At 45.9% G+C, this 23764-nt stretch carries 24 protein-coding genes and 1 tRNA gene; 10 read left to right on the top strand and 15 right to left on the bottom strand.

All coding sequences use genetic code 11. The features are described 5' to 3' along the window. Positions 1-17: 17 nt before the first annotated feature. Positions 18-581 (top strand): VC2662 family protein, encoded by a 564-nt coding sequence (locus R7P72_RS19990; protein ID WP_005381507.1) that lies wholly within the window; start codon positions 18-20, stop codon positions 579-581. Between the two features lie 100 nt (positions 582-681). On the opposite strand, the gene R7P72_RS19985 is transcribed toward R7P72_RS19990, so the two are convergent. Together R7P72_RS19985 and epmB are read right to left on the bottom strand one after the other, a co-directional pair. After that, positions 682-1179 (bottom strand): MgtC/SapB family protein, encoded by a 498-nt coding sequence (locus tag R7P72_RS19985; RefSeq protein WP_005381504.1) that lies wholly within the window; start codon positions 1177-1179, stop codon positions 682-684. Between the two features lie 95 nt (positions 1180-1274). Next, entirely contained in the window at positions 1275-2297 is a 1023-nt protein-coding gene (epmB, locus tag R7P72_RS19980) for an EF-P beta-lysylation protein EpmB (RefSeq protein ID WP_005381502.1), read from the bottom strand. Positions 2298-2329: 32 nt separating this feature from the next. On the opposite strand from epmB, the gene efp reads away from it, so the two are divergent. Together efp and R7P72_RS19970 are read left to right on the top strand one after the other, a co-directional pair. Beyond that, positions 2330-2896 (top strand): elongation factor P, encoded by a 567-nt coding sequence (efp, locus tag R7P72_RS19975; RefSeq protein ID WP_005381500.1) that lies wholly within the window; start codon positions 2330-2332, stop codon positions 2894-2896. Between the two features lie 267 nt (positions 2897-3163). Continuing rightward, positions 3164-4567 (top strand): SPFH domain-containing protein, encoded by a 1404-nt coding sequence (locus R7P72_RS19970; protein ID WP_005381498.1) that lies wholly within the window; start codon positions 3164-3166, stop codon positions 4565-4567. Positions 4568-4669: 102 nt separating this feature from the next. Here R7P72_RS19970 and frdD read toward each other — a convergent pair whose 3' ends face one another. From frdD to frdA, 4 genes are read right to left on the bottom strand one after another with little or no spacing between them, the layout of a single operon-like run. Then, complete coding sequence (frdD, locus tag R7P72_RS19965) at positions 4670-5047, bottom strand: fumarate reductase subunit FrdD (protein ID WP_005381493.1); 378 nt, start codon at positions 5045-5047, stop codon at positions 4670-4672. 11 nt (positions 5048-5058) lie between these two features. After that, positions 5059-5442 (bottom strand): fumarate reductase subunit FrdC, encoded by a 384-nt coding sequence (frdC, locus tag R7P72_RS19960; RefSeq protein WP_005381491.1) that lies wholly within the window; start codon positions 5440-5442, stop codon positions 5059-5061. A gap of 2 nt (positions 5443-5444) precedes the next feature. Further along, positions 5445-6203: a succinate dehydrogenase/fumarate reductase iron-sulfur subunit gene (locus R7P72_RS19955; protein WP_005381489.1), complete on the bottom strand. Its 759-nt coding sequence runs from the start codon at positions 6201-6203 to the stop codon at positions 5445-5447. After that, complete coding sequence (gene frdA, locus R7P72_RS19950) at positions 6203-8002, bottom strand: fumarate reductase (quinol) flavoprotein subunit (RefSeq protein ID WP_005381487.1); 1800 nt, start codon at positions 8000-8002, stop codon at positions 6203-6205. Before frdA ends, R7P72_RS19955 begins: the two co-directional genes overlap by 1 nt. A gap of 435 nt (positions 8003-8437) precedes the next feature. On the opposite strand from frdA, the gene epmA reads away from it, so the two are divergent. The 4 genes from epmA (at position 8438) to R7P72_RS19930 (ending at position 11551) form a co-directional block, all read left to right on the top strand. Then, positions 8438-9409 carry an elongation factor P--(R)-beta-lysine ligase gene (epmA, locus tag R7P72_RS19945; RefSeq protein WP_213907342.1) on the top strand — a complete coding sequence of 324 codons (972 nt, stop codon included), beginning with the start codon at positions 8438-8440 and terminating at the stop codon, positions 9407-9409. A 9-nt stretch (positions 9410-9418) separates the two neighbouring features. Continuing rightward, positions 9419-9793, top strand: coding sequence for a VanZ family protein (locus R7P72_RS19940; protein ID WP_017635567.1), 375 nt, complete (start codon positions 9419-9421; stop codon positions 9791-9793). A 21-nt stretch (positions 9794-9814) separates the two neighbouring features. Then, complete coding sequence (locus tag R7P72_RS19935; RefSeq protein ID WP_005381480.1) at positions 9815-10450, top strand: TetR/AcrR family transcriptional regulator; 636 nt, start codon at positions 9815-9817, stop codon at positions 10448-10450. Between the two features lie 144 nt (positions 10451-10594). Beyond that, a complete protein-coding gene (locus tag R7P72_RS19930) occupies positions 10595-11551 on the top strand; it encodes an acetyltransferase (protein ID WP_005381478.1) in 957 nt (318 codons plus the stop codon). Positions 11552-11624: 73 nt separating this feature from the next. Here the strand turns inward: R7P72_RS19930 and R7P72_RS19925 are convergent, their stop codons facing one another. The 5 genes from R7P72_RS19925 to R7P72_RS19905 all read right to left on the bottom strand — a co-directional run bounded on the left by R7P72_RS19925 (position 11625) and on the right by R7P72_RS19905 (position 16055). Continuing rightward, entirely contained in the window at positions 11625-12770 is a 1146-nt protein-coding gene (locus R7P72_RS19925) for a murein hydrolase activator EnvC family protein (RefSeq protein ID WP_005381476.1), read from the bottom strand. A 27-nt stretch (positions 12771-12797) separates the two neighbouring features. Continuing rightward, positions 12798-13619 carry a serine O-acetyltransferase gene (cysE, locus tag R7P72_RS19920; RefSeq protein ID WP_005381475.1) on the bottom strand — a complete coding sequence of 274 codons (822 nt, stop codon included), beginning with the start codon at positions 13617-13619 and terminating at the stop codon, positions 12798-12800. A 78-nt stretch (positions 13620-13697) separates the two neighbouring features. Continuing rightward, positions 13698-14735, bottom strand: coding sequence for an NAD(P)H-dependent glycerol-3-phosphate dehydrogenase (gpsA, locus tag R7P72_RS19915; RefSeq protein ID WP_005381474.1), 1038 nt, complete (start codon positions 14733-14735; stop codon positions 13698-13700). A 195-nt stretch (positions 14736-14930) separates the two neighbouring features. After that, the gene (secB, locus tag R7P72_RS19910; protein WP_005386410.1) at positions 14931-15395 is read right to left on the bottom strand and encodes a protein-export chaperone SecB; all 465 of its coding nucleotides are present in this window, start codon (positions 15393-15395) and stop codon (positions 14931-14933) included. A gap of 225 nt (positions 15396-15620) precedes the next feature. After that, positions 15621-16055 carry a rhodanese-like domain-containing protein gene (locus tag R7P72_RS19905; protein WP_005381472.1) on the bottom strand — a complete coding sequence of 145 codons (435 nt, stop codon included), beginning with the start codon at positions 16053-16055 and terminating at the stop codon, positions 15621-15623. A 547-nt stretch (positions 16056-16602) separates the two neighbouring features. On the opposite strand from R7P72_RS19905, the gene gpmM reads away from it, so the two are divergent. After that, positions 16603-18135 (top strand): 2,3-bisphosphoglycerate-independent phosphoglycerate mutase, encoded by a 1533-nt coding sequence (gpmM, locus tag R7P72_RS19900; protein WP_005381471.1) that lies wholly within the window; start codon positions 16603-16605, stop codon positions 18133-18135. A gap of 82 nt (positions 18136-18217) precedes the next feature. Here gpmM and R7P72_RS19895 read toward each other — a convergent pair whose 3' ends face one another. The 4 genes from R7P72_RS19895 to rsgA all read right to left on the bottom strand — a co-directional run bounded on the left by R7P72_RS19895 (position 18218) and on the right by rsgA (position 22858). Continuing rightward, positions 18218-19105 (bottom strand): DMT family transporter, encoded by an 888-nt coding sequence (locus tag R7P72_RS19895; protein ID WP_005381469.1) that lies wholly within the window; start codon positions 19103-19105, stop codon positions 18218-18220. A gap of 132 nt (positions 19106-19237) precedes the next feature. Next, on the bottom strand, positions 19238-20653 hold the full coding sequence (locus tag R7P72_RS19890; RefSeq protein ID WP_005381467.1) for an SLC13 family permease: 1416 nt from the start codon (positions 20651-20653) through the stop codon (positions 19238-19240). A gap of 166 nt (positions 20654-20819) precedes the next feature. Further along, a complete protein-coding gene (asd, locus tag R7P72_RS19885) occupies positions 20820-21677 on the bottom strand; it encodes an archaetidylserine decarboxylase (RefSeq protein WP_005381465.1) in 858 nt (285 codons plus the stop codon). Positions 21678-21793: 116 nt separating this feature from the next. Next, positions 21794-22858: a small ribosomal subunit biogenesis GTPase RsgA gene (rsgA, locus tag R7P72_RS19880; protein WP_005381463.1), complete on the bottom strand. Its 1065-nt coding sequence runs from the start codon at positions 22856-22858 to the stop codon at positions 21794-21796. A 129-nt stretch (positions 22859-22987) separates the two neighbouring features. Between rsgA and orn the strand changes: the two genes are divergently transcribed. Together orn and R7P72_RS19870 are read left to right on the top strand one after the other, a co-directional pair. Continuing rightward, positions 22988-23533: an oligoribonuclease gene (gene orn, locus R7P72_RS19875; RefSeq protein WP_005381461.1), complete on the top strand. Its 546-nt coding sequence runs from the start codon at positions 22988-22990 to the stop codon at positions 23531-23533. Between the two features lie 156 nt (positions 23534-23689). After that, positions 23690-23762 (top strand) — tRNA-Gly (locus tag R7P72_RS19870). The last annotated feature ends 2 nt before the right edge of the window (positions 23763-23764 follow it).

Below are 23764 nucleotides of genomic sequence, written 5' to 3'. Positions count from 1 at the left end.
CCATCATGGAGATGAAAATGAAAAAGCTTATGACGTCATTGGCGGTTGCAGCCGCTATCGCATCACCTGTTGCTTTTGCCGACAGTACACCTGTGATGTTCTCTACTATCGATAACACAAACGCACCCTCTAATTCTTCAGTAGGTGGCGTTCGTTTAGCTGTGTTGCATGGGCAGGTAAATGAGGTTAAAGGTGTCGACTTTTCACTGCTTGGTATGTCAGAAACGGATCGTACGACAGGTGTGAACTTCGGTCTGTTTTTTGGTGCAGCAAAAGTAAATCAAGAAATGAAAGGCGCGTCTTTAGGCTTAGTTAACTGGAACCAAGGTCAGACGACGGGTGTTAACTTGGGTGCTGTTAACATTACGAACAACGTAAAAGGCTTGAACTGGAGCGCGGTGAACTATTCTGAAGGCTACACCATGGCGGATGTGGGCTTAGCGAGTATCTCTAAGAAGTCTAATTTCCAGTTTGGTTTCTTCAACATGACCGATCAAATCGATGGCGTGCAAATTGGTCTTTTGAACTGTGCGGATAACGGTTTCTTCAAGTGTTTCCCACTCATCAACTTTGCTAAGTAATCCCTGAGAAAGTCAGAATCTTTATATACAGAAAGCCCTCGATGTTCGTCGAGGGCTCTTTAATTACTGATGAGATGAAGCGAGTTTCTCGGAGCGTTAACTATTTAATTAATCGTGATGAAGTTTTGCGTTGTTGAATTCTTTGATGAACACCGCGGCGTAATGCTTTGATGTGGTTTTCTGCTTTATCCACACCTAACAACACGGTTAGTGTCAGGAGAGTAATAACCACCGACTGCGTTAAATAACCCAAACCTATCATCAAACCTAAACCTGCTAGCACCCATATTACAGCCGCGGATGTTACGCCATGGATTTTTCCATCAAGTGTCATCATAACGCCAGCGCCTAAGAAGCCGACGCCAGTAATGATCTGACCAAGCACTCGTGCTTGATCAAGTGTATTTGGCGATAACGACACTGCCATCGACATAAACAGGTAGGTGCCTGAAATAATTAATATTGCTGTGCGAATGCCAACCGGTTTACCACGAGTTTGGCGCTCTATACCGATCATGAGCCCATTAATGGCGCAGCATAGTAGGGCAGGCCAACTGAATGGGCCAAGATCGAAAATTTGTTCGAATGCTGTATGCATCTTGACCTCCAAAAGTGCGGAGTATGCATAGACTTACCGTGCAAAGCGAACAAAAATAATCAATCTAGACGACAAATTTAATTGAGCGTCAGAGCTTACTCTAAATGCAAATCCAACGGCGTTTTACTTGGCCTGCCACCAATTTCTCGTGTGAGTTTTGGTACCAGATAACCCGATACACGCGTGATGAGTCCGCGCATAATAGCTTTCGCTTCTTCGTCCGAAATAAAGTAGTGCGCTGCGCCTTGCACCTTATCAAGAACGTGGAGGTAATAAGGCAAGATACCCGCGTCAAATAAGGCCTCACTTAACGCCACTTGAGCTTCTACCGAATCATTCACGCCTTTCAGCAGAACGCCTTGGTTTAGAAGCGTAACGCCCGCTCTTTTGAGCTTGAACATCTGTTCAGCAAATTCGTCATTGATTTCGTTGGCATGGTTGATGTGAGTGACGAGGATGATTTGTAACCTTGATGCTTGCAAAAGTTGGCATAGTTCATCAGTGACTCGAGCAGGAATCACCACAGGTAAACGGCTATGAATACGCAGACGTTTGATGTGAGGAATGTGAGCAATGTGCTCTAAAAGCCAATGAATCTCATCGTCTTTTGCCATTAATGGATCACCACCTGAGAAGATGACTTCGTTCAACTCTGGTTGTTGTGCCATGTACTCTAAGCACTTGGTCCAGGCTTGTTTCCCGCTTTTGTTCTCTTGATAAGGGAAGTGACGACGAAAACAGTAACGGCAATTTACCGCGCAGCCACCTTTGACAATCATCAGGGCGCGGTTGCGATACTTGTGTAGCAGGCCAGGGACTTCATTGTCCTGCTCTTCCAATGGATCATTGGAGTAACCCGGATGCACCTCAAATTCGTCGCTCAGTGGTAAAACCTGACGTAAAAGAGGGTCTTTAGGGTTGCCTTTCTCCATCCTATCGACAAAACTTTGAGGTACACGCTGTGCAAACAGCTTGCGCGCGGCAAACCCGTCTTGCCACGGTGAAGGATCAATTTCCAGTATTTCGAGCAATTTTGCAGGATCAGAGATCCCATTCGCCAACTGTTTGAGCCAGTTTTGCTCAACAGATTCGACTTTTCGGGTTATTATGTGCGGCATTGAATTTAGCTCTAAGAATGTAAGAGGAAAAAATGGCTACAGTTAGCACCAATGAATTTAAAGGCGGTCTTAAGTTAATGCTTGATAACGAGCCTTGTGTAATTCTGGAAAACGAATACGTTAAACCAGGTAAAGGCCAAGCGTTCAACCGTGTTAAAATTCGTAAACTTCTTTCTGGTAAAGTGCTAGAGAAAACATTCAAGTCTGGTGACACTTGTGAAGTGGCAGACGTAATGGATATCGACCTAGATTATCTATATTCAGACGGCGAATTCTACCACTTTATGAACAGTGAAACGTTTGAACAGATCGCAGCGGATGCAAAAGCGGTAGGTGAAAACGCTAAGTGGTTGGTAGAAAACAACACTTGTATGATCACACTTTGGAACGGTAACCCAATTACTGTTACTCCACCAAACTTCGTTGAGCTAGAAGTTGTAGACACAGACCCAGGCCTGAAAGGTGATACTCAAGGTACTGGCGGTAAACCAGCGACGCTATCAACTGGCGCTGTTGTTCGTGTTCCTCTGTTCATCTCAATTGGTGAAGTGATTCGCGTAGATACTCGTACTGCTGAATACGTAGGTCGTGTGAAGTAAGCACTTTATATGATTGTTAGAAAGGTCGCTTCGGCGGCCTTTTTTATTGCCTGTGATTCTTCTCTTTTAATCCCTCTGCGTAAAACATCGATATCCTCCGCAAATTTTTGATGATTTTGTATTATTCGTAAAAATCTTATTTATTCCATGAATCTGTCGATTATTCCTTAATGTAACATTTTGATACATTAGTACTTGTTGCTGAGTTGCATAGCAATCTGATTTTTATCGATTTAACTCAGTAACAATCCAAAAAAGGAGAACAAAATGGAAAGCAGAGGTTTAGGAAGGGGTTTAAAGGTGGAAGAAAGACGTCAGTTACTACATAAAGGATTAAAAGCAGCCGTATTTGGCGTACCGCTGTTGGCAATAGGCTTAACGATTAATAGCTCGGTGCTGATGACCGATGCGGGTTACAGCTACGTGCATCAGAATAATATTACTGGTGAGTTGGATGTGTTTACTGAACCTGGCATTCATTTTCGTATGCCATTTCTGTCCAAAATCACCAAGTATGACCAAGTGATCACCGTGTCATTCGGTAACAGCAAGGGCGAAGATTTTTATCAACGTCTTGATGCGATTCAGGTTCGATTTGCCGACACCTATATTGGTCAGATCCCCGTAACATTCCGCTTTAAGCTCAGTAATGACCCTGAAGCGGTGAAGAAGATGCATAAAGAGTTCCGCAACAACAGTAACTTGATCGATGCGCTGCTTGTAAAGAACGCACGTAACGTAACGGTGATTACCGCAACCCAATACACGGGTGAAGAGTTTTTCCAAGGTGGTTTGAACCAGTTCAAATCGAAACTTGGCGATCAGTTACGAGAGGGGATTTATCTAACAGAGCGACGTCAGGTTGAAGTGGAAGAGTTGGATCTTGCGCCTGTTGGGGCGAATCAAGCCAATCCGAACCAATTACAGCGCACCAATCAACTGGTATGGAAAACTGTGCCAGTCGTAGACAAAACCGGGCAACCAATTCGTCAAGACAATCCGTTACAACAATACGGTATTCAAGTGACGCAGGTGACCATTGGTGACCCGCAGCCAGAAAAGCAATTAGATCAGTTATTGGCAGATAAAAAGCGTCTAGTGGCGGATCGTATTCGCGCGATTCAGGAACAAGAAACGTCGAAAGCACAGGCAGAGACAGAGCAGTTACGCAAAGAGATTCAACGAACACGTGAGGTGCAAGACGCTCAGCGTGGTAAAGAACTCGCAATTATTGCTCAGCAAAAAGAAGTGGAAGTTGCACGTCAGATTGCAGAGCGTGAAATCGTTGAAGTGGAAAAAACCAAACGACTTGCTGAAGTCGAGAAGGAGAAAGAGCTAGCTATCGCAGAGGCTAACTTAGCGATTCAAAAAGCGAACGCACTTTCTGCTGAGTTTGAAGCGAAAGCGATATTAGCGAAAGGTCGCGCAGAATCTGAAGTCCTTAAAGGTAAGTATGCGGCGTTAGGAGCAAACCGTGAAGTTTACTTGGCAGAATTGAATCGAGACGTAGCGAACTCGCTGTACAACAATTTGCAAAACTTCCAAGTTCAGATGCCACAAAATTACATTGGTGGAAGTGACGAAACGGGCTTGAAAACAAACCTAGATGTGATTACTGGCTTTGGTGCTCTGGGTCTTATGGACCAGACAAAGAAGGTCACACAGCAATAAGATCATGGGTGGTCAAAAGCTTAAAAAGCAAAAAGATCATAGGTAACCCAAAGCAATAAAAAAGCTGGCATTTAGCCAGCTTTTTCTTTTTTGGTCAGTCTCTTAAATCATGAAGATAAAGATAACTGCTAGTGCAGTGATGAGGCCTGCAAATGCATAGCATGCAATTTTACCAATCACACCAGTGTGGAACTTAAGGTCGTGCATGCCGTGGTGTACACGGTGCATTGCATGCCACATTGGCAATGCTAGCGTGCCAATGATGAATAGCGCACCGATGATGCTGGTTGCGAATGCGGAGACACGCTCGTAGCTCATCGCTTCTGCATCAATCACGCCTAGTGGGACCAAGATGCCCAGCACCAATACCGTGATTGGCGTGATCATCGCGAACCAAGTACCACCTGCGCCAAACAGACCCCACCAGATTGGCTCATCAGAACGTTTTGGTGATGTGTTTACACTATAATTCGGTTTCATTGCTCAGCTCCTTACACCACGATGAGAACGATCAGTGAGATAAACGCAACAGCGGCCCACTGAGTCAATACGATGATCTTCTTGTCCACTGGTTTGCCTTTCAAACGAATTGGCATTACTTGTGGCATCATGCTGAAGAAAGTTTGAGCGTGGAATAGGCTACCGAGTAGTGCAACGATGTTGATTGCGACTACGATTGGGTTCGCCATGAATGCTAACCAACCTTGCCATGCTTCAGGACCTTTCACCAAGCAACCTAAACCGAAAGTTAGGAACAGAGTGAATAGGATTAACGGAAGCACCGTAGCTTCGCGTAGCATGTAGAAGCGGTAGAAAGGATGGTTCTTCCACCAAGTGCGTTTTACTTCACGAACGTAAGGTTTACGATTGCTCATCCTTATGCCTCCACTTTCTTTGGTGAACCATCAGGTTTCAACATAGCAATCACGAAGTCCATAGAAGACTCCACTTTGCCTTGGTTTACTGCCGCTGCTGGGTCAACGTTCTTCGGACAAACTTCAGAACAGTAACCAACAAACGTACAACCCCAAGCACCGTTTTCACCGTTGATAAGCTTCATGCGCTCATCTTTACCGTTGTCACGGCTGTCTAGGTTGTAGCGGTGGGCTAGCGTTAGTGCAGCAGGACCGATGAACTCTGGGTTAAGACCAAACTGAGGACATGCTGCATAGCACAGACCACAGTTGATACAGCCAGCGAATTGCTTGTATTTCGCCATCTGTTCTGGCGTTTGCAAGTTCGTACCGTCTTCTGGTTTACGATCGTTACCAATGATGTATGGTTTGATTGCTTCTAGGCGCTCGATGAATGGCGTCATATCAACAATCAAGTCTTTCTCGATTGGGAAGTTCGCTAGAGGCTCGATAGTCACGCCGTCTGGGTAGTCACGTAGGAAGCTCTTACAAGCAAGTTTCGGTACGTTGTTCACCATGATGCCGCAAGAACCACAGATCGCCATACGGCAAGACCAACGGTAAGACAGATCTTTGTCTAGGTGGTCTTTGATGTAGCCAAGTGCGTCAAGCACAGACATGGTTTCATCGAATGGTACTTCGAATGTTTGCTTGTATGGTTCTGCATCTTTTTCTGGGTCGTAACGCAGGATGTCTACTTTTTGAATGCGATTTGCTGACATTATGCTTGCTCCTCTGCGTTCTTCTCTTCAGCCGCGGCTTTTTCTGCTGCTTCACCGTATAGACGAGCTTTTGGTTGTGACTTAGTGATGGTCACATTGCTGTAATCGATACTTGGTGCTGACTCTGGCTTGTAGAAAGCAAGTGAGTGTTTTAGGAAGTTCACGTCATCACGCTCTGTACAACCATCGTCTAGACGTTGGTGCGCGCCGCGAGATTCTTTACGTAGAATCGCAGAGTGAACCATCGCTTCTGCGACTTCTAGGCCGTAACCCACTTCGATTGCATATAGAAGGTCTGTGTTGAACACTTTACCTTTGTCTTTGATGCTGATGCGTTTGTAGCGTTCTTTCAACTCAGTGATTTTGTCGATAGTCGCTTGCATCAAATCTTCTTGGCGGTAGATACCACAGCCCGCTTCCATGGTGTGACCCATTTCTGTGCGGATCTCTGCCCAGTTTTCGTCGCCTTCTTGGTTCATCAGTTTTGCGATGCGTTCTTCAACGGCTTTGACTTGCGCGTCAATTGCCGCGTCGTTCCAGCCTTTGAATTCTGCCGCACGTTTCACTGCGTTTTCACCAGCTACGCGGCCAAATACTACGAATTCAGCCAGTGAGTTAGAACCTAGACGGTTTGCACCGTGAAGACCAACAGACGCACATTCACCCACCGCGAATAGGCCTTTAATGCGAGTTTCACAACCGCCGTCCGTTTCAATACCACCCATCGTGTAGTGAACGGTTGGACGAATTGGAATTGGCTCTTTTGCAGGGTCCACGTTTACATAAGCTTTTGCTAGCTCACAGATGAACGGTAGACGTTCTTGTAGGTACTCTTCACCAAGGTGGCGAAGGTCTAGGTGCACCACGTCACCCAGTGGGTGTTTGATGGTGTTGCCTTTCTGTTGTTCGTGCCAGAAAGCTTGAGAAACTTTGTCACGAGGACCCAGTTCCATGTATTTGTTCTTCGGTTGGCCAACTGGAGTTTCAGGGCCCATGCCGTAATCTTGTAGGTAACGGTAGCCATTCTTGTTAACGATGATACCGCCTTCACCACGACAACCTTCCGTCATCAGGATACCTGTGCCTGGAAGACCGGTTGGGTGGTATTGAACGAATTCCATATCACGTAGAGGAACGCCGTGACGGTAAGCCATTGCCATACCATCGCCCGTTACGATACCGCCGTTGGTGTTACAGTGGTAAACACGGCCCGCGCCACCTGTTGCTAGAACAACCGATTTTGCTTTGATAGTAACAAGCTCGCCTTCAGACATGTGAATAGCAATCAGACCTTGAACTTCGCCTTCATCAACAAGCAGATCCACCACAAAGTACTCATCAAAACGTTTGATGTTGCTGTACTTCATTGATGTCTGGAATAGCGTATGAAGCATGTGGAAGCCAGTTTTGTCTGCAGCGAACCAAGTACGTTCAACCTTCATACCACCAAAGCGGCGTACGTTGACTTCACCGTTCTCTTTACGACTCCATGGGCAACCCCATTGCTCCATTTGGATCATTTCGCGAGTCGCGTTCTCTACAAAGTATTCAACAACATCCTGTTCACATAGCCAGTCACCACCGCCAACAGTGTCGTTGAAGTGGTTGTCTAAGCTATCTTCATCCTTGATAACTGCTGCTGAGCCACCCTCTGCAGCGACCGTGTGGGAGCGCATTGGATAAACTTTAGAAATCAGAGCGACTTCTAAGTCTGGGTTTGCTTCAGCCGCTGCAATAGCAGTACGAAGACCAGCGCCGCCTGCGCCGATGACTGCGATATCTGTGGTGATAATTTGCACAGTTATCCTCCAGTGTGTGATTGCGGAAATCCGCTTGTTATTGTCATTACGAGGCGCTCCTTAAAAAGAACTCCCCAAAAGTAGTAGGGTTAGTGTAGATGAGCCACATGGCAGAAAAATTGATGTAATTGGGTTTTTGCTTCGGTAATGCACTTAAGGGCATAGAATTTATAGGTTATGTGACTGCTATCACGGCATCGAGGTTTTGGCCCTCAAGCATTAACATTAGGGATGTTAAACCCGTGTTGCGTGACATTAACCGCATGGATAATAGGATTTTAACTGAGTGTTTTTTGTTCTGCGGCACGAGTAATGCTTGCCTCAAATTTGCGAGCACATTAGTAAAAAGAAGAAGGGATATTCCTCTCTTCTTGAAGAGTAAAAAGCATGTAGAATGAGACTTTCCTCGCTGAATTAAAGTTTGAGAGACTTGTTATGCAAACCAACTGGCAACCTACTGCTTCCATTGACCAACTTCGTCAACGTGCGACGTTAATCGCGTCGATTCGACAATTCTTCGCTGACCGACAGGTGATGGAAGTCGATACGCCAGCCATGAGTCACGCAACCGTGACTGACATCCATTTGCATACTTTCCAAACCGAGTTTGTTGGCCCAGGCTATGCCGATGGCAGTAAGCTGTTTTTTATGACCAGCCCAGAATTCCATATGAAGCGCCTTTTGGCTGCGGGCAGCGGTTGTATTTATCAAATCAACAAAGCATTTCGTAATGAAGAGAATGGTCGCTACCACAACCCTGAATTCACGATGTTGGAGTGGTATCGCGTTGGCTTTGACCATCATAAATTGATGGATGAAATGGATGACCTGTTGCAGCTGGTATTGAAGTGTGGCGCAGCGCAGCGCATGACGTATCAGCAAGCCTTCATTGATGTGTTGGGTGTGTGTCCACTGGAAGGCTCGATGACTGAGCTGAAAGCGGCGGCAAGCAAGCTGGGTTTGAGTGACATTGCTGAGCCAGAAGAAGATCGCGATACGCTGCTGCAACTACTATTTAACGTGGGAGTAGAAAACAAAATTGGTCAGGACGTGCCGGCTTTTGTGTACGACTTCCCTGCATCACAGGCGGCGCTTGCGAAAATCAATCCTCAAGATCATCGCGTCGCGGATCGTTTTGAAGTGTACTTTAAGGGGATAGAGCTGGCGAACGGATTTCATGAACTGGATAACCCGAAAGAGCAATTAGCGCGCTTTGAACAAGATAACGCAAAGCGTATCGAAATGGGTTTAAAACCACAGCCGATCGATTATCATCTGATCTCTGCACTGGAAGCAGGGTTGCCAGATTGTGCAGGGGTCGCGTTGGGTATCGATCGTTTGATCATGCTGGCGCTAGGCTGTGACCACATTGATCAAGTGACGGCCTTTCCATTTCCAATTGCATAAGGACGTCCAATGAACCTGACGGCTGCACGTTTCGTCATCTTTAGCTACGCCATATTGATCGCTTTTTTATCTCTGAGTTCAGGTGAACTGCAAGACTGGGGCAATATCGCGTATCTCGACAAAATGCAGCACGCTATGGCGTATAGCGGCTTTGCGTTTTTAGGTTGTTTTTGTGTGTGGCGTTGGCGTCAACGTTGGGCGGTGGCGATTAGTATTTTGCTATTCAGCGCCGTTATTGAGTGGTTGCAAGGGTATGTAGGGCGACAAACTTCTTGGTTAGACCTTGTCGCCAACTCAACTGGCATCTTAACTGGTCTGTTATGTTACCGTATTTGGAGCCTCTATCGACCTAGGTTGGTGAAGTCGCTATACTCGATTCGTTAATGAAGAGGGAACACGATAACAATGAAAACGCGCGACAAAATCGTCTACGCGGCACTGGAGTTGTTCAACCAACATGGTGAGCGCAACATCACCACCAATCACATTGCCGATCACATCGAAATTAGCCCTGGTAATCTGTATTACCACTTCCGCAATAAGCAAGAAATCGTTCGTGAGATCTTTGCGCTTTATTCAGCAGAACTTTTAGAAAGATTTACCCCTATTCAAGGTTCGCAAGAGAGCCTGACTATGCTGAAGAGCTACCTAGACTCTATTTTTACCTTGATGTGGAAATACCGCTTTTTCTACGCAAACTTACCAGAAATCTTGTCACGAGATGAACAGCTACACGAACAGTACATCGATGTGCAAGAGAAGCTGCAAGCGAACCTCATTGCTATTATGCAAGAGTTCGTAACGATGAAGCTGTTGAATGTCGATCAACAACAGTTGAAGTCATTGGTATGTACATTACACTTGATTGCGTGTAGTTGGTTGGCGTATCAATCCGCGATGGCTTCAAAAACCAACATTACCGAGCAAATGGTGAAGCAAGGGATGTTGCAGATGCTTAATGTCGTTAAGCCATTAGCAACTGAGCAGGGCTTAGAGCAGCTACTGTTATTAGAAGATGCGGTTAGCAATCTACACAGTTAAACGTCAAACTGCTTAATATTTCGAGAGTCACTCTCATTTTCGAGTCGTGGCTCGAGTTGACTTGTCAAATATGCCACGCACAATAGTCCCATACGCTAAAAACCCTTGCAGGGATAAGATTCTCGATAAAGGAACTATCGCCCCATGAATTACGACATTTTTAATGGTGATGCTGATGGCATCATTGCTCTTCTACAATTGCGTTTGGCTGATCCTGTCGATGCCCAGTTAATAACCGGTGTAAAGCGCGACATCAAGCTGGTGGAAAAAGTAGACGTGCAAGCGGGTGATGAGCTGACTGTGTTAGACATTTCGATGGAAAAGAACATGGCAGGTCTAGAGCAAGCTTTGGCTCAAGGCGCGCACGTCTTTTACGCCGATCATCACAAAGCGGGCGACATTCCTCAGCATGGTAATTTGGATGCGCACATCGATCTCGATGCCAACATGTGCACGGCGTTGATTGTCGATAAGTTGCTTGATGGGCGTTTTCATGACTGGGCGATTACGGCGGCTTATGGCGATAACATGATTGCTAAAGCCGATGAGTTAGCGAATAACGCGGGCTTGTTGCAGCAACAGAAAGAGCAGCTAAAAGAGCTGGGTACTTTAATTAACTACAACGGCTACGGATCGAAGGTCGAAGATTTACACTTTCACCCTGCGGAGCTGTACCGAGCTTTGCTGAAGTACACGTCACCATTTGAAGCTATTGAAGATACGGCCTCGCCATACTACCAATTGCAATCGGCTTACCAACAAGACATGGAGGCGGCTCTCGCAGTGCCTGCCATGCATGAGAGCGGTAAGCTGAAGTTGTTTGAGTTACCAAACACGGCGGCATCACGCCGAATCAGTGGTGTTTATGGCAACTGGCTAGCAAACCAAACCCCTGACTCTGCGCATGCGGTACTTACTGAAAATTCAGATGGGACTTATACGGTTTCACTCCGTGCCCCATTAAACAATAAACAAGGTGCCGTTGCCGTGTGTGGTCAGTTCCCGACAGGTGGGGGGCGAGAGGCGGCGGCAGGAATCAACGCGTTAAGCAAAGATGATGTGAATGCTTTTATTGATGCGGTAGAAACCTACTACGCATAGCGTTTTCCAAAACATGAATACAACAAAGGAGCCGAGTGGCTCCTTTTTTATGACAAGTCAATAAGTCAGATAATCAGCGCTTTAACCAAGATTTCGGATTCTGCGCTTCACTATTACGACGAATTTCGAAGTACAGCGATGGCCTGTCTTGACCGCCCGTATCACCCGCGAGAGCAATCACTTCGCCTGCGGTGACTCGGTCGCCTTCTTTTTTAGTTAAGGCTTGGTTGTAACCATAGAGGGTCATGTCACCTTTGCCGTGGTCGAGCAGTACCACTAAACCGTATCCGCGCAGATACTCCGCAAATACGACAGTTCCGGGATAAACGGCTTTCACTTGTTGACCATAGTTGGCAGACAGCACCATGCCCTTCCAGTTTACCTGCCCGGTTTGTCGCGTACCAAAGTTGTGTAACACACTGCCTTTGAGTGGCCAAGGCAACTTACCGCGCTGTTTGCCGAGTCCGTCCATTGGCACCGCATTACGCTTCGCTGCTTTGGCGATCTCTGCTTTTAAACGGGTTTCGTTGCGTTGCAGCTCGGCTAAGTAGCGTTTGTCATTCTTGATACTGCTCTGAATTTTATTCAGGGTTTGCTTACGCTTGGATTGTGTACTCGCTAGCGCTGTACGTTTTTCGGATTGCTGCTTGAGCAGAGTCTCGATTTGCTCTTTTTCTAGCTCGAGTTGGTTTTTGTTGTGCGCTAATTCTTGGGTTATTTTGGTGATCGCATCAATCACTTCAGCACGTGCTTTAGCTAAATGCTGGAAGTATTGGCTCATGCGGTCTTCTTCCACACCTTGATTTAACAAGTGACCATTGGCTTTCGCTCGCTCGGTTACGTAATACGTTTGCAGTAGCTGTTTGAGTTCTTCTTCTTGCTCTTGACGCTGTGCTTCTTGCAAGGCAATTTTCTCTTCCAGGTTTTCTATGTTTTTGTCTGCTTGCGCGAGATTAGACTTGGTTTGTCGTATTTCACGCTCAAGCTTAGAAATTCCAAGCTCTTGATCTTTTAGTGACTTCTGTAACTCATTGAGCTGCTTTTCTTGGGAAGAGAGCGATTTGCGCTGGCGGCTTATCTCACTGGATACGCCTTTGAGCTCTTGCTGACTCACAGCAGAGGAGGTAATGGGATAAGTGGCAGATAAAGCACAAGTTAATAAAATAGCCGAGCGTAGAACAGGGTGATTTTGTTTTCGCACTTGAGAGTTACCTACCACGTTGTTGTCAAAAAGGTTTGTTGACGATTAAATACCATCTCCATGGATAAAGCTTTGCGACTTGCCGTTAAAGCCTTGATCCATATCGAGAGAGGGTTTGTCCGTTTTTGGACGTCCGACGATTTTTGCAGGCACGCCAGCCACCGTTGTGTGAGGAGGCACGGCTTGCAATACCACAGAGCAAGATCCGATTTTCGCGCCTTCACCGACTTCGATATTGCCAAGAATCTTTGCACCAGCTCCGATCATCACACCCTCGCGAATTTTCGGGTGACGATCACCGCATTCTTTACCAGTACCACCAAGGGTGACATCTTGCAGTATAGACACGTCGTTTTCGACCACGGCAGTTTCACCAATCACGATGCCTGTTGCATGGTCGAGCATGATACCACTACCAATGCGCGCTGCAGGGTGAATATCGACCTGACATGCTACCGAAATCTGATTTTGTAGGTAAGTCGCAAGAGCGTGACGACCTTGCTTCCACAGCCAGTTTGCTACTCGGTAGCCTTGCAGTGCGTGATAGCCTTTTAGGTACAGCAATGGCATTGAGTACATTGAAACAGCAGGGTCGCGATTGACCGTGGCACAAATATCACAAGCCGCGCCGTCAGTGATGGTTGGATCAGCTGCAAAGGCTTCTTCAACCACTTCACGCACAGCCATCGCTGGCATGGAAGCGGTGTTCAATTTGTTAGCCAGAATATAACTCAGAGCGGCACACAAACTTTCATGCTTGATAATGGTGGCATGATAGAAGCTCGCCAGCATAGGCTCTTGTTCTGACATTTCACGGGCTTCTGAGACAATTTTGTTCCAGACTTTTTGTTTTTCGCAGTGTTTCATTCTCAATATCCAGAGTGGTTCTTCCGTGACCCGACAACTTCAATTTTTCTCAGATGAGCTGCAAAGGGCGGTAGATTGCTACTTTCCTTCGGCTTTTTTGTCACGAGCAAGTAAATCTTGCGCTGCTAAGCGCGCATCTTTTCCTTGATACAATACTTGATAAATTTGATCAACTATCGGCATCTCAACACCCATACGTTGAGAGAGTAGCCATACTTCTTTTGTATTGCGGTAACCCTCAACCACTTGGCCAATTTCTTCTTGAGCCGTATCAACGTCTTTACCTTGGCCTAATGCCAAGCCAAAGCGTCGGTTACGTGATTGGTTATCGGTACATGTCAGGACAAGATCGCCTAAACCTGCCATGCCCATAAAGGTTTCTGGCTGTGCACCCAGCGCAGCACCAAGGCGACTCATTTCAGCCAAGCCACGAGTAATTAATGCAGTACGGGCGTTGGCGCCAAAACCAATACCATCAGACATACCCGCACCAATCGCAATAACGTTTTTCACAGCGCCGCCCAATTGCATACCAATAAAGTCACTATTGGCATATACGCGGAAGGTTTTGCTACAGTGGATTTTTTCTTGTAGATCCGCAACAAATTCAGAATCTGGAGACGCAACTGAAATTGCAGTCGGCATACCCATTGCGAGCTCTTTCGCAAACGTTGGGCCAGACAATACTGCTAGTGAGTAGTTTTCACCGATAATGTCATAAGCAACGTCTTTCAGTAGGCGCCCCGTTTCAGGTTCAAGCCCTTTGGTTGCCCAACAGATGCGAGAGTCTTCGCGCAAGAATGGTTTACAGCTGTTTAGCACGATGCCAAAGACATGGCTTGGAACCACAACCAACAAATCTCGGCTTGCTTGAACGGCTTTTTCTAAATCCGATTCAATGATCAAGCTTTCAGGGAAATCAACACCTGGTAAGAAGGCATGGTTAGCTCGGTCTGCTTCTAGGCGAGCCATGTGCTCTGGCTCGTGTCCCCAAAGGACAACGTTCGCGCCGTTACGAGCGAGTGAGATTGCCAAAGAGGTGCCGTATGAGCCTGCGCCAATCACAGTCATTGCGATGTCTTTACCGTAAGCATTGTTTGTATTTGCTTGTGTCATGCTACCGCCTAATTGTCTTGCTACTAGTAGAATCTAGTTCCTAATCGTCAAATTTTACGCCTTCTGACGATTAGGAACTAGGAACTTTTGTCAGAAATAAAAAATGCACATTGCATCGAATGGTAGACGCTCTGTGCATTTTATTTGAGTCGGTGACGTCAGCACTGTGGCTATTCGTCACTTATAAAACGTGAATTACGCTTCAGCTTCGCCTTGTTGAGCTTGCTGTTGTAGGTAGTTCATGAATAGCGCGTCAAAGTTTACTGGCGCTAGGTTCAGTTGAGGGAACGTACCTTTAACGACTAGGCTTGAGATAGTTTCACGAGCGTATGGGAATAGGATGTTCGGGCAGAATGCGCCTAGGCAATGTGCAAGTTGACCAGCTTCCATTTGTTCAGCAGTGAAGATACCACCTTGTTGAACTTCACATAGGAACGCAGTCTCTTCTTCGTTCTTCACAGTAACGGTTAGGCGTAGAACAACTTCGTAAACGCCTTCACCAAGCTCACGGCTTTGAGTGTCTAGGTCTAGTTTAACGTCTGGGTTCCACTCTTTCTGGAAAATTACTGGAGAGTTCGGCGCTTCAAAAGAAACGTCTTTTAGGAAGATGCGTTGAATTGCGAAGTTTTGTTGTGCGTCTTGAGGTGCTGCTTCAGCCATTTTTTAATCCTTAAATCAATATTTGTTGAGCCTAGAAACGTCTAAGCTCAGAAAACTGGTATGTCCTGAGACTAACTGAGCCAATCTACCTTGACTAGATGAAGCGTGTATTACGTGCAAAGCGTCACAACTTAGTGCTCCAACTGCTTTCAATTTGCTCAGTTTTTTGTCCGCGAGGCTTGGTAAAAGCGCGTTTAAACGCGAACTTTCGTTCTTGCCACGTTCCTACTTTTTACCGCGAACTAACGGCAGGTTCGCTTCGTTCCACGCAATCAAACCATTTTTTAGTAGGCTCACTTTTTCGAAGCCAGCTTTTACTAATAGGTTTGCGCTTTCTTGAGCGGTCTGTCCTGTCTTGCATACCACAATGATTGGGTCTGATTTGTGGTTTTCAAGGCTACCCAAGTTACCCGCTTTGATGTCTGACGGTAAAATGTGAAGTGAGTCGGTGATATGACCTTTTTTGAACTCGTCCTTGGTACGGATATCCACTACAACGCCGTTTTCACGGTTCATAAGATGAGTCAGTTGGTTTACGTTGATTTCTTTGTATGCGGCTGTCGCTGACTTCACGATGTTCATGATAAAGGCGACAAGAAGACCTACCCAAACCAAAGATAGAATCATGTTCTGTTGGAAAAATTCAATGTACTCTTGCATGTCTTGAGCTCTTACGCTGTTGGCGGAAAAATAAAGCAGGAGTATAGCGAGGTTACGGCTCTTAGGCGAGAGGGTTAAAATTTTCTAACGAATAATTGAGATCTCTATAAACCCTTTATGCCCTTACTATCCGTACATTTTGCTCTGGTAGCTTGATTGCTTTTGCCTATTGGACTTATCGGTTTAAGTGACTTCTGTTTTACTGAGAAAAGAGAACAATAGGTATTAACCCATCTTGTTTGATGTTGCTTTAAATGAGCGCTGTTTCAAGTGCAAAAATAAGAATGAGAAGCGTAAGAAAACCGAACTTAGACTGGGGTGTACAAAGCGTATTAGAAATGACTATGCTTGTGGAACACGATTGTCGGCACTGACTCGTTGTTCGCTTAACTTGTAAGATAGCAACAATAAATCGCAAACATTATTTGATCTTAACCTACAGTTTTGGTTAAAAAGTGTAGTAAAATTACGCTAGTTTTGTTTCAAGGTTAGATAGGGCAGCGAGGCCCTACGCCAAAAGTTACTTAAATTTGATGAGGTCATCACTATGTCAGCTAAGAAGCCACTGGCTCTAGTTATCCTTGACGGTTACGGTTACCGTGAAGACACAGCAAGTAACGCAATTGCGAATGCGAAAACACCAGTAATGGATGCTCTGATTGCGAATAACCCACACACATTAATCTCTGCTTCAGGCATGGATGTTGGCCTTCCTGATGGTCAAATGGGTAACTCTGAAGTTGGTCACACTAACATTGGTGCAGGCCGCGTTGTATACCAAGACCTGACTCGTATCACTAAATCAATTGCTGATGGTGAGTTCGAACAAACGCCTGCGCTAGTTGAAGCAATCGACTCTGCTGTGAAAGCTGAAAAAGCAGTACACATCATGGGCCTGATGTCTCCAGGCGGTGTTCACTCTCACGAAGACCACATTTACGCTGCAGTTGAAATGGCAGCGGCGCGTGGCGCAGAGAAAATCTACCTACACTGCTTCCTAGACGGCCGTGACACACCACCACGTAGTGCTGAAAACTCACTACAACGTTTCCAAGACCTATTTGCGAAACTAGGTAAAGGCCGCGTTGCTTCTCTAGTAGGTCGTTACTACGCAATGGACCGTGACAACAACTGGGATCGCGTCCAAGTTGCTTACGATCTTCTAACTCAAGCTAAAGCTGAGTTCACAGCAGAAACGGCAGTTGCAGGTCTAGAAGCGGCTTACGCTCGTGAAGAAAACGACGAATTCGTTAAAGCAACAGCTATCAAAGCGGAAGGTCAAGAAGACGCAATCATGCAAGATGGTGATGCGGTTATCTTCATGAACTACCGTGCTGACCGTGCACGTCAAATCACTCGTGCATTCGTTCCTGCGTTTGACGGCTTTGAGCGTGCAGTATTCCCAGCAATCAACTTTGTGATGCTGACTCAATACGCGGCTGATATCCCTCTAGCTATCGCATTCCCACCTGCGTCTCTAGAAAACACTTACGGTGAGTGGCTATCTAAACAAGGTCAAACTCAGCTACGTATCTCTGAAACAGAGAAATACGCACACGTGACTTTCTTCTTCAACGGTGGTGTTGAGAACGAATTTGAAGGCGAAGAGCGTCAATTGGTTGCTTCACCAAAAGTTGCAACGTACGACATGCAGCCTGAAATGAGCTCTCCAGAACTAACAGATAAGATGGTTGCGGCTATCAAGTCTGGTAAGTTCGATACCATCATCTGTAACTACCCGAACGCAGATATGGTTGGTCACACTGGCGTTTATGAAGCGGCTGAGAAAGCAATCGAAGCTCTAGATGAAAGTGTGGGTAAAGTGGTTGAAGCAATCAAAGAAGTTGGCGGTCAACTATTGATCACTGCGGACCACGGTAACGCAGAAATGATGATCGACCCTGAAACTGGCGGCATCCACACTGCTCATACTAACCTACCAGTACCTCTAATCTATGTAGGTGACAAAGCGGTTGAATTCAAAGAAGGCGGTAAACTGTCTGACCTTGCACCAACCATGCTTTCTCTAGCTGGTCTAGAAATCCCAGCAGAAATGACGGGTGAAGTACTAGTTAAATAATTAACTAACGGCTCCGAATGACAAAAGCCCGAGTTTAAACTCGGGCTTTTTTGTATCTGGCAGTAAGGGCTGGTCTGTAAGGTTACTGAACCAAAATGCCAGCACCAATCACAGCTAGGGCTGCGCCCAACCATGCAAATCGGTTTGGTCGGCGTTTAGTGTAAATCCAGAGCAGTGGTAGCAACATAATTGGCGTGGTTGAAGATAGAAGTGCAACCATACCTACATTTCCTTCTTGCAGTGCGTATAAGATTAGCGTCATGCCGACGGCCATCGCCAAGAAACCATTAAGGGCAGTAATACCAAATACGCGCCAAGTAATGTGTTGCGTCGAGCGAGCGACTTTGACCCCTAGAACTAACAACATGCTGTGGGCGAAAAAGGCACTGATCATTCGAATAGCAGAAGCCGCAACTGGGTCAATACTGGTTTGCATTACTGGCTTGGCGATAATGCCTCCCAATGCTTGGCACATTGCTGCGGTTAAGCCAAGTCCAATACCTACCCAGATGTTACCTTTAATGTCTTCCAAGACGTTATTCACTTGACCTCTTCGGCCAAAGAATATCGCCATCACCACGCCGCTAAATACCAATGATGCGCCCAGTAGTTCTATTGTGGTCATGACTTCGCTAAATAAGAAGTAGCCCAAGATGGCAGAGAACACGGCGTGGCAAGAGAAGAGTAACCCGGCTTGTCTTGGCCCCATACGATTCAAACACGCGAATAGAGCGGTATCGCCAATAAAAATACCAATCAGTCCTGAGGCCATCATTGGCGTTACATGTTCCCAAGAAACCGTTAACCAGCCGCCAGTTATCCAGGCCATTGTTGATAAGATCACGGCTGTGCAGCCCATACGCCAGCGGCTGTAAGAAAATGCGCCTAGGTGTTGTGCAGGAATGACCGAAATTAGGCTAGAAACTGCCCACAGAAAAGCGGCGCATAAAGCAAGCCATTCGTAACCCATGATGTGTCGACGTCCTTGTAGAGTAGAGGAGTCTTAATATGCACGAAATTTATGGGATGTAAAAGCCGCTCTGTAAGGGCAGTAGCTGGAGAGCAGCTCCATGATAACACGCTTTTTCATGGAGCTCTTCGATTAAAACAGTACCAAAACTGCGCCATACACGATAAGTAGACCAATCAAACCGAGAATCAGGCCTACTTTCGCCATGTCTTTGCTCTCGATGAGGCCTGTTGAATAAGCCAAAGAGTTTGGTGGTGTGGAAACCGGTAAGATCATGCCAAGTGATGCGGAGAAGGCGACGACAACCAGTAAACCTTGTAGGCCACCAACCGCAATAAGGCTTGGCATGGATGTACCAATAGCGGCAGCAATAGGCATCAATAAGTTTGCCGTTGCGGTATTAGACATAAAGTTCGCCATTAACCAGCACACTACCGATAGGGCTAAAACAACGGCAAATGGTGATAGCAGGCTGTAATCAATGGCGTGCGCTAATGCTTCGGCTAAGCCCGTTTTGTCTAAGGCAATGCCAATTGCTATACCACCGGCAACTAGCCATAAAACATCCCAGTTAATCAGCTTGAGCTCTTCTTTTCCCATAATGCCCGTTAACGTGAACACTGCTAGTGGGATAATCGCGACAACATATGTATTCATGCCATGCACTTTCGTTGTCATCCAAAGCAAAATGGTTAGTGCAAAAGTGATGTAGACGACGATCGCACGCCAGCTCCTTTTGAATGTACCATCTAGCTTTAGTTTCATTTCTGGTTCGCTAGACGGAAACAGCTTTTGCAACAAGAACCAAGCTACAGTGAGTTGTACCAACACAAATGGTAGACCCATTGTCATCCACGATAGGAAGTCTATCGCGTTTTCTCCAGTGAGATATTGAAGCGCTATCGCATTAGGTGGCGTGCCTATCGGAGTCGCAATGCCGCCTGTATTCGCGGCAATTGGAATACACAACACCAGTGCTTTAATGCCTAAATCCCCTTTAGGTGCTGAAGCGACGATGGGGCCAAGCAGGGCTAGCATCATCACGGTCGTGGCAGTATTGGACATAAACATTGAAAAAACGGCGGTAATTAACATCAAGCCCAGCATGATGAACTTAGGTTGGGTGCCGAATGGTTTTAATAGTACTCGGGCGAGGTTGTTGTCGAGCTCGTATTTGGAAGCCGCAATCGCAAGAGCAAAACCACCCATAAAAAGAATAATGATCGGTGAAGAGAAGGCCGAGAAAATATCGGTGTAAGCAATTAACTCTCCTAAATCATGCCCCGCTGGTGGATTGCGAAATAGATGCAAACCTTTATCCGATATCATGATCAGTTCAAGAGCGATAATAAGAATGGACGTAGCAAAAACGGGAACCGGCTCGAGAACCCAAAGTAGGGCAGCAAGAAGAAAAATAGCCAACAGGCGATGCTGAATTAAAGTGAGATCGTTAATAGGAATAGCATCGATCGGCATCATCAAAACACCGAGCGGAATTAAAAAGCACACCAGCAATTTCGCCAACGTGTTTACACTCATCTTTGGCATTGGCTGCCCCTCTAAATATTCATTCTAAGCGCAGGATAATTGATTGTGGAATGAGGGTCTTAGAGGCAGGTATGAGTTTGAGAAATAGAGGCTAAATTTCGAACGGAGTTTTGCTTTTTATCAATAAAAAGAGCCCTTAATAAAGGGCTCTTTAACGGTGTTTTACTTATTTTTTCAAGGCGTAAGGTGTGCCCATAACGGTTGGCTTACCGTTTTCCATGCTTGCGTCAAACTCAATCGCGTCTTTGGCAAACAGGTTAATAACAGTAGAACCCAGTTTGAAGCGGCCCATCTCTTCACCTTTTTTCAAGATCACGGCCTTGTCACCCTCTGCTGGGTAATCCCATTTGTAGACAGTGTTTCCACGAGGCGGAGTGATCGTGCCAGCCCATACTTGCTCAATGCTACCAACAATTGTCGCACCAACAAGCACCTGTGCCATTGGACCAAACTCAGTATCGAAGATACACACCACACGCTCGTTACGTGCAAATAGGTTCGGTACGTTTTCTGCTGTCAGAGGGTTTACTGAGAACAGGTCACCTGGTACGTAAATCATTTGGCGCAGAGTGCCGTCACATGGCATGTGTACACGGTGGTAATCGCGCGGAGATAGATACAATGTGGCAAAAGAACCATCTTTAAATTCGTCCGCTAAATTCGCGTCACCGCCCAGCAATTCTTGTGCTGAGAAGTGATGACCTTTTGCTTGGATAAGTTGACCATCTTCAATAGGGCCAAACTGGCTAACACAAGCGTCGGCTGGATGAGTGATGACGTTTTCGCCTTCAGAAATTGGGCGTGCGCCTTCTTTTAGCTCACGAACGAAAAACTCGTTGAACGTTTTAAAATGCTTAGGATCTGAGTGCTTTGCCTCATCCATATTCACATTGTATTGTTTGATAAACCAACGAATAACTGCTGTTGTTAGACCGCCAGCTTTTGCTGAAGCCAGTTTACCCATTAGGCGAGTGAGGCCGTGTTGTGGGATCCAGTACTGCAGTCCAACTTTAAACTTGTCCATCTTTAATTCCGATACTTCTGTTAGATTCGCGCTTTAGGGCGCGTGATGTTACTGAAATTTAATTTGCTTGTCAGTATTAGGTGAAGACTTTTTACACAGTTACAGCCTTAACTCAATTACAGATCGGCTTTTTTATTACGTGAATACTGACGATTTGCTTTATTTTCAACCATGCTTTCCAAAATGCGATGATAGTTTTCAAAGCGAGTTTCGTTAATTTCCCCGTTCTCGACAGCTTCACGTAGAAGGCAGCCTGGGTCATCATTGTGTTTACAATCTCGGAACTTGCAACCACCTAAATATGGTCGAAATTCAATGAATGCTTTTGTTACTTCTTCTGCTTCCAAATGCCAAAGACCAAATTCACGTACTCCAGGTGAGTCGATCAAATCGCCACCCGTTGGAATGTGGTATAAACGTGCAGCCGTCGTGGTGTGTTGGCCCAAGCCAGAGTTCTCAGAGACTTCGCCTTCTTCCACTTCGCTCTCTAGTTCCGGCATTAACGCGTTGACTAAGCTGGATTTCCCTACGCCTGATTGACCAACAAAGATATTAATTCGGTCACGCAGCAGGGTTTCTAGTTCAGCAATGCCTTCTCCAGACTTCTTGCTGACCAGAAGCACTTTATAGCCAATACGTTCATATTCTTTGAGCCATTCTTCATACATTGCACGATCATCGGCTTCTAGAAGGTCGACCTTATTTAAGACCAACAATGGCGCAATATTCAGTGTTTCTGATGCAACGAGATAGCGGTCAATAATATTTAGCGATAGCTCTGGTAATACCGAAGAGACAATGACCATTTGATCAATATTGGCTGCAACGGGTTTTAGGCCATCGTAATAATCTGGACGAGTGAGCACTGAAGAGCGAGGTTCTACCGCTTCAACAACACCAGAGATGCCCGCCATAGACTCCAATCCTTCGCGCCATAAAACACGATCGCCAGATACTAGAGACTCAATACCACGGCGGAGGTTACAGCGTTGAATTTCGCCTGTTTCAAGGTCTTCAATGTCCGCGTGCTGACCAAAACGAGTGATCACGAGACCTTGCTTGCTGGCGCCTAGCATGTTTTCATCCCACTGGATGGACTCTTCTTGCTTCTTCAAACGCTTTTGTTGGTTGCTACGTACGCGTCGCACCTGACCTTTGGTTAACTTTTTCTTCTTTGCCACAATTCTGTACTTTATGTGAATTTACTCAAATGGTTGAGCCGTACTCTTGGCTCCGTGTATGAGTATCGTGTTTCTCGTATTTTGAGGTATAGTACCTCTTTTATCGATAAACAAATAGGCGGCGTAACCATGTCCTTTAGCGATCAAAACCTAATTTGGGTTGATTTAGAGATGACAGGGCTTGATCCTGAAACGCACAAAATCATCGAAATTGCTTCTATTGTCACAGATAGCGAACTAAATATTTTGGCTGAAGGTCCAGTGTTAGCGATTCATCAGCCGGAAGAAGAACTGGTGAAAATGGACGACTGGTGCACTAATACGCATACGGCAAGCGGTTTGGTGGAGCGCGTTCGAAACAGTCAAATCTCAGAACAAGACGCAGTCGCACAAACCATTGAATTTTTAGAAAAATGGGTGCCGAAAGGAGCTTCGCCAATATGTGGTAACAGCATTGGGCAGGATCGCCGCTTTTTATACAAGCATATGCCTGAGTTGGAAGAGTTCTTCCATTACCGATATGTTGACGTTAGTACTCTTAAAGAACTAGCACGTCGCTGGCAACCTGAGGTGCTAAATGGGTTCACAAAACAGGGAACACATTTGGCCTTGGACGACATTCGTGAGTCCATCGCAGAACTTAAGTACTATCGAGGTACTATTTTCAAGATTTAACTGTTAAGGTTGCGATCCAAATTGTTGTAATTTATATCGCTTTTGATTGCTTTTTCGTCGTTCAGTAAAAAAATAAAGTTTTTTTGAAGGAAGGACTTGCATCACAAAAAAATGCTCTTATAATTCGCAGCCCTAAACAGCGGAAACGTTGTTGATGCGACACTAGCTCAGTTGGTAGAGCGCAACCTTGCCAAGGTTGAGGTCACGAGTTCGAACCTCGTGTGTCGCTCC

The organism is Vibrio sp. Vb0888 (genome assembly GCF_033338835.1).
Classification (GTDB): Bacteria; Pseudomonadota; Gammaproteobacteria; order Enterobacterales; family Vibrionaceae; genus Vibrio; species Vibrio alginolyticus.
Note: the sequence above shows the minus strand (reverse complement) of the source record. Positions and strands in the feature narration are given on the sequence as shown.